Source organism: Frankia sp. KB5 (assembly GCF_002099325.1).
GTDB classification, from domain to species: Bacteria; Actinomycetota; Actinomycetes; order Frankiales; family Frankiaceae; genus Frankia; species Frankia casuarinae.
Window position 1 is genome coordinate 1 of record NZ_MRUJ01000292.1, and the last position, 6,190, is coordinate 6,190.

5 protein-coding genes are annotated in these 6,190 nt (G+C 65.2%); 4 read left to right on the top strand and 1 reads right to left on the bottom strand.

The window, feature by feature from the left end; genetic code table 11:
- Nucleotides 1-129 precede the first annotated feature (129 nt).
- From KBI5_RS22625 to KBI5_RS22635, 4 genes are all read left to right on the top strand, one after another.
- Nucleotides 130-1,488, top strand: coding sequence for a hypothetical protein (locus KBI5_RS22625; RefSeq protein WP_133057123.1), 1,359 nt, complete (start codon nt 130-132; stop codon nt 1,486-1,488).
- A gap of 125 nt (nt 1,489-1,613) precedes the next feature.
- Nucleotides 1,614-1,880, top strand: a complete 267-nt coding sequence (locus tag KBI5_RS22630; protein WP_085016393.1) for a hypothetical protein — start codon at nt 1,614-1,616, stop codon at nt 1,878-1,880.
- Complete coding sequence (locus KBI5_RS25985; RefSeq protein ID WP_133057124.1) at nt 1,877-2,134, top strand: hypothetical protein; 258 nt, start codon at nt 1,877-1,879, stop codon at nt 2,132-2,134. Before KBI5_RS22630 ends, KBI5_RS25985 begins: the two co-directional genes overlap by 4 nt.
- Nucleotides 2,135-2,282: 148 nt before the next feature.
- Nucleotides 2,283-2,834 (top strand): GNAT family N-acetyltransferase, encoded by a 552-nt coding sequence (locus KBI5_RS22635; RefSeq protein WP_085016395.1) that lies wholly within the window; start codon nt 2,283-2,285, stop codon nt 2,832-2,834.
- Nucleotides 2,835-2,871: 37 nt separating this feature from the next.
- Here KBI5_RS22635 and KBI5_RS22640 read toward each other — a convergent pair whose 3' ends face one another.
- On the bottom strand, nt 2,872-6,165 hold the full coding sequence (locus KBI5_RS22640) for a phage tail tape measure protein (RefSeq protein ID WP_347272532.1): 3,294 nt from the start codon (nt 6,163-6,165) through the stop codon (nt 2,872-2,874).
- Nucleotides 6,166-6,190: the final 25 nt, after the last annotated feature.

Consider the following 6,190-nt stretch of genomic DNA (forward strand, 5'->3'; position numbering starts at 1 on the left):
GTGTCGGCCGGCTGACCTGCCGGTACGGATATGACACACTCCGGCGCAGATCTGCGACAGACTGCAAGCTGCACGCATGCGCGCATGCCGCATACGCCCAGCGACACGGACGGCCTGAGGGGAGCCACCGTGCAGACTGATGAGACGCCGCCACGGCCCGCCCGGGACCGGTACGTTGCCCACGCTCAGGCATTGATGCGTAGACGACGCGCAACGTTCGCCGGGTTGGCCCAGACGATGACCACGGACTGGCAGCGGTTTGACCGGCAGACCGTCTCCGCCGCAGTGAAGGGCGGCCAATCCGGCAAACCGAAACTGCTGCCCACGAAAGCAACGGTTGAGAACTTGGATGCCGCGCTGCGAGCCGACGGCGAGCTGCTGGCACTCTGGCAGGACGCGGTGATTGAGGACACCGCGATTCGCATAGGCCGCCCGACGGCTGGACTTCTCACGGTCGGACAGCGGACAGTGGTAGCAACGAGGGGGGTGGGGGCGACGGACAGGCGACAGCTCTTTGAGGGTGTGGGCGGGCTCACCGCCGCGACGGTGCTCGCAACGACGAGCAAGGTCCGGGACGAGCTCGACGGCGCCCGTCCCAAATCGTTCACGGTCACCGAGCTGGAGTTGCAGCTCGCTGACCTGCAACGAGACCTATGGTCCGTCGCGCCCGCAGTACTGTTCCCGCCCGGGTTCGAGGCGTGGCAGCAGGTTGAGGACATGCTGAACCGGCGGGTTCTCCTACCTGCGGCAAGGCGGCTCACCCTCCTCGCCGGACATTTCGCCGCCGAGCTGTCGGCTGTCGCCCGGTTCGGTGGTGACGACCGTCTCGGCCGCAGGTTCGCTGAAATCGCGGAGGAACACGCCGCAGCAGCGGCTGACCCGCTACTGATCGCCCGGGTCGCCGGGGTGCAGACATGGATCGCCATGGAGGCGGGTCACTGGTCGTTCGCGGCAGACCATGCCGCGCAGGGGCGGAGATCCGCGGATCGGTCACAACATGCCCGGCTGGCCGGTTACGAGGCCGAGGCAGCCGCAGCAGCAGGAGATCATGTGCGTGCGGCTGAGGCGATCGGTGTGATGCGTGCCGGGATGGGCGCGGCGCTGAAGGGGCCGGTCTCGGGGAACTTGCCTGGCTACTCGCCGCCGCGATGGAACGGCGCCGAGGAGGACCTGTACACGGCGCTCGCCGCTGCGAGCACACCCGGCAGCGGCAAGATCGCGATCCACCACGGCACCCGCGCCGCCAGCGAGTTCGTACATGACAACCAAGGCGTCGGTCTCGCTCACATCGCCATCGCCCGAGGCCATCTCGATGGGGACCATCCGGATCCTGCGGCGGCGGCGTTCGCGGGAATTGCCGCGTTGGGCGCGGTGGTCGATTCCCCGAACGCAGTCGTCGAGGCGCGGGCGCGGGCTCTCCACCGGGATCTGGACCGGTGGGATATCGCCGAGGTGGACCAGTTCGGGGCGCGCATCGCCGCCATCTGAGCTTCCCGCGCCCGGCGTCCGTGAGGGGCGCACGGTTACAGTTCCGGCTGTCCTGGTACCGACTTGAGTGTTCCGCCGCTACCGTTGATGCGGGGAGGGGTCGACGGAGAGCAACAGGAGGCGGCGTGGCGCAAAGACCGAAGCACCGGGACAAGCGGGGTAACACCGACGGCGGATCCTCTACGGGCCGGAGCGGCACGAAACGAGGCGGGACAAAGAACACCGCCGACCCGGACGACACGGTCAACCAAGGCCCGCTCACCTGCCCGACGTGCGGCGGCTCCGGCCGGGCGGGCCGCCCGACCGCCGAGCTCGACGAGGACGGCATGTTCGGCGGTCAAGGTAAGGACAAGTGCACCAGCTGCGACGGCACCGGGAAGCAGAAGCGATGAGCGCCGAGTCGGACCGCGCCCCCGAGGGACCAGATGTGATCATTCTGGAGTGTCCGAAATGCCGGCGCGCCCAGTCACAGGCCCGCGCGAACGCCCGGAAGGGCAACCGGGACGGCCTCCCGAACCTCAACCTCCAAGCGGTCCCTGACCGCTGCCCCCACTACCGGGACGTCTGGACGCCGGGGATGGGCCCCGGTTCCGATCCGCTGCCACCGCCCGGCACGCCGGAGGAGCGCCGCCAGGGCCCGCTCTGACCCGGGGCATGCCGATGGCGATGAACGCCGTACCCGTCCGAGCGGCGGTGAGCAGCCCGCCCGGACCGAGGCGCCACGGGTCGGTGGGCGTCAGTGGGCAATGCCGTCGAGGAGCGTGGCCAGCGCGTCCGGCAAACTACCGGACACGATGAGTTTGACCACGATCATTCCCCTTCTCACGACGGACCGGCTCATCCTGCGGCCCATCCACAACGACGACGTCGCCGGCTACACCAAGATCTGGTCCGATCCCGAGTTCACCCGCCATATCGGCGRCCGTTCCGACCCTGACAGCATCTGGCATGCCATGGCCGGCAACATCGGCTGCTGGGCACTTACCGGCGTCGGCCCCTGGTCAGTCGTAGAGAAGGCGAGTGGGCAGCTTGTCGGCCGCGCCGGGCTGTGGGCCGAACCGGGATGGCCAGGCGTTGAAGCGGTCTGGTTCATCGGCCGGCCGTGGTGGGGCCGCGGGTACGCCGCTGAGGCCGGCCGGGCGGCGATCGCCTGGGCGTTCGCCGCGCGACCCGACCTTGCCGAGGTCGTCTCCGTCATCCTCCCGGCCAATACCGCGTCCGTCCGAGTCGCCGAACGTCTCGGGATGGTGTACATCCGCAGCGAGTTCCTCCACAGAGAGGATCACGCCATCTACGCGATCAGCCGCGCCGAGTGGGCAGCCCGGAGCACGCTGACGGCCGACTGATCCAGCGGGCCGTGGCCGGTGGGCGTCGCCGGCCCAGTCAGATGTCTCCGACGCCTTGCTGGAGCATCTGGTCGAGGGTGGCGACAAGGTCGGCGCCGGCCCGGCGGATGGCCCGGTCGACTGCGGCCGGGTCGGAGGCGCCGCGGGCGTCAACGTTGACGGTGAGTGTGATCGGCTGCCTGCCGGCGGATGTGGTGACGCTGACCGCCGATTTGGGGACCACCCATTCGTCGACGCCGGTTCCGTTTGCGGCCAGGGTGAGACCGGGTTTGAGCGGGCCGCCTTGGTCGTACCAGTGGGGGCTTCGGGACAGCCAGGTGGAGTAGGCGTTCGCCGGGGTGCCGTAGCGGCCGGCGATGTAGTCGAGCATCCAGCGAAGTTGGACATGGTAGTCGTTGCGGTTGCCGTACGAGTCGTATTTCGATGGGGGTAGTGCCTGGGCGATGCCGTAGGCACCTGAGGATGGGTTTGTGGCCGCCGGGTTCCAGCCGGATTCGCCCATGACCAGGGCGTTGAACGAGTTCCACATTCCAGCCCAGCCTCGGGCGGTCAGCAGCTGCATCGCGTAGGCCTGAATGTCGCCTGCCGGTGCGGCGCCGACAGGTGCGGCTGCGGCGGCCGCGGCGGCTGCAGCCTGGTCTTTGTCGTCTTGCCCGCGGGCGACGTCGACGATTTTGTCGAGGGGTTTGAGCATGAGCCGGCCGGCGAGGCCTTTCCAGTCCCGGGTGGTTCCAAGTGTGCCGTTGATTGCGCCTTTGACGGGGGTGAGCATCGCTTCGACGGCTTTCGCGAGCTGGCCGCGGACCCAGTGGACGGCGCTGCCGAGAATGTTGAGGGTGCCGGATCCCAGCGATTCCAACGTGTCGATGGGGTGGGTGACGGCGTTTGCGACGTCTCCGACGATCCCGCCGAGGGCGAAGCCGGGGATGCCTTTTTTCTTCGCCCATGGGGCCATTTCGGGGACGAGATGTTTGGGGACGACGGCTTCGCCGGGTTCGAGCATGGCGGGGATGATGTCGCCGCCGCCGTAGCCGGGTAGCCGGCCGCCGTGTTGAAGGCCTTGGGCTTTTTGGAGGTGTCCTTCGTGGACGATGTCGGCGAGGAAGTTCCAGACGGGGACGATGCCGCCGTTATACACGGTGTTGATCATAAAGTTGATGGGTGCTTTGAAGATTTCCCGTAGCCCGTCCCAGGCGTTTTTCACCCAGCCGACCGCGGTTTTCACCGAGTTTGTCACATCGTTTTTGACACGTTCGAACCAGCCGGTGACGTCATGCCAAAGGTTTGACACGGTTTTCTCCACGTCATGCCACATGTTGCCGAAGAAGCTGGCGACGTCATGCCAGATGCGGGAGGCGAAGCCGGTCACGTCCCGCCAGATGTTGGAGAAAAAACCGGCGACGTCATGCCACAGGTTTGACATGAAGCCGGCGACGTCATGCCAGAGGCTGGTGAAGAAGCCTGCGAYGTCATGCCAGATTTTTGAGGCGAAGCCGGTGACATCCTTCCAGATATTCGAGAAGAATCCGGCGACGTCATGCCACAGGCGGGAGGTGAAGCCGGAGACGTCATGCCACAGGTTGCCGAAAAAAYCGGTGACGTCATGCCAGATGCGGGAGGCGAAGCCTGACACGTCCCGCCACATGTTTGAGAAAAAGCCGGCTACATCGTGCCAGATGCGGGAGGCGAAGCCGGACACGTCTGACCAGAGCCGGGTGAAAAAACCGGCCACGTCATGCCACAGGCGGGAGGCGATGTCTGACACGTCATGCCACAGGCTTGTGAAAAAACCGGCGACATCATGCCACAGGCGGGCGACAAAACCGGTGACGGCATCCCACATGACCCGGAAACCGTTGATGATCCGGTCTTTCATGTTGACGATGATGACGATGATCAGGCCGACGGGTCCGGTGAAAATGACCAGCAGCAGCCGCCAATGYCGGCCCACAAAATCAAGGACGCCGGTGACAACCCGGGAAATCGCATGGTAGACGTCCATGAAAGCGTCCCCGACGGCCCGCGCGAACCCTTTCACAATTTTGACGGAATCATCCCACATGCGTTGAAACCAGCGGCCCACCGCTTTCGTTGCATCCTCAACGCTGCGGAAAGCGTCGGCGAACCAGCGGCCCACATCTTTCGCGAACCCGCCCACCTTTTTGCCTGCGTCGACAACAGCGTCGAATGCTTTGACCGCATCCCGGCCCACTGCTTTCGCAAAGTCAACCACCCATTTTCCGGCTTCTTTCAACGCCCGGCCGGCAGCGTTGACCGCATCCCGGAACCAGCCGACATGCTTGTAGGCTTCGAACAGGCCGATCGCCAACGCGGCAACCGCTATCGCAATCAGCACGACCGGGTTAGCTTCCAGAAGCGCCGCCGCGAGAGCCAAAGCCCTCGTGGCAATCGCACTAGCGAACGCCGCAGTCTTCCAGATCAGGAACCCGGCGGCCACCTGGTAGGCGAGGGTCCGAACCAGCGTCGCATGCCGGGACAGCAGACCCATAGTGTCGGCGAGCCCATGCAAGGCAATACCAGTCGCACCACCCGCAGCTTTACCGATCTGCGCCAAACCCGGGCCGAAACTCTCAAGGATTTTCTTGCCGGCGGAGCCGATCCGGTAGATGTCGTTTAGCRCATTCGCGAGATGTCCCAGGCCGGCGGAGCCGCTGTCACCCGGCTTTGCTGCTGTCCGGGACTGGTTTGCCGCGCGGACAGCGTCGATGCCACCGGAAATTTTCCCGAACGCTTTGCTGCCGATGTCAGCGAGGGATCCCTGCGCGCCGCGCGTCGACTGCCCAATTTTGATCAGTAGGCCGTCGAAGCTGCCTTTCAAGTCGGCAATTTTCTGTTTGGTGGTTTTTGTGGTGGTGTCCCACGAGTTGCCGAATTCGTGGGCGCCTTTGTCCAGTTCGGGATATTTGGATTGCAGCCGGTCGAACTGGTCGACGAGGATGTTGACACCGACGCCAGCTTTTTTTCCGAATGCTTCTGTCAGCACTTGGCCTTGCTGCTGGGCGGTGAGCCCAGCCGTTTTAATATGGTTGTGCAGGTCGGTCATGGCTTCGAGGAGGCCGCCGTGCTGCATGTCTTTCRCCAACGTGTCGGATTGCAAGCCGAGTTCGGCGAGGGCTGCTTTTCCGGTTTTCGCYGGGACGGCCAAAGATTGGACGGCCATGCGAAGTTGGGTGCCTGCCTGTGCGCCGCGAATGTTGTTGTCACCCAACACGGCCAGGGCGGCGCCCACATCACGGATGGACAGGCCRTAGCCTTTGACGAYGGCGACCGCACCGGTTCCCATCGCGTCGRCAAGGTTTTGCATATTCATGTCACCGACGCCGACGGTGGCGTTC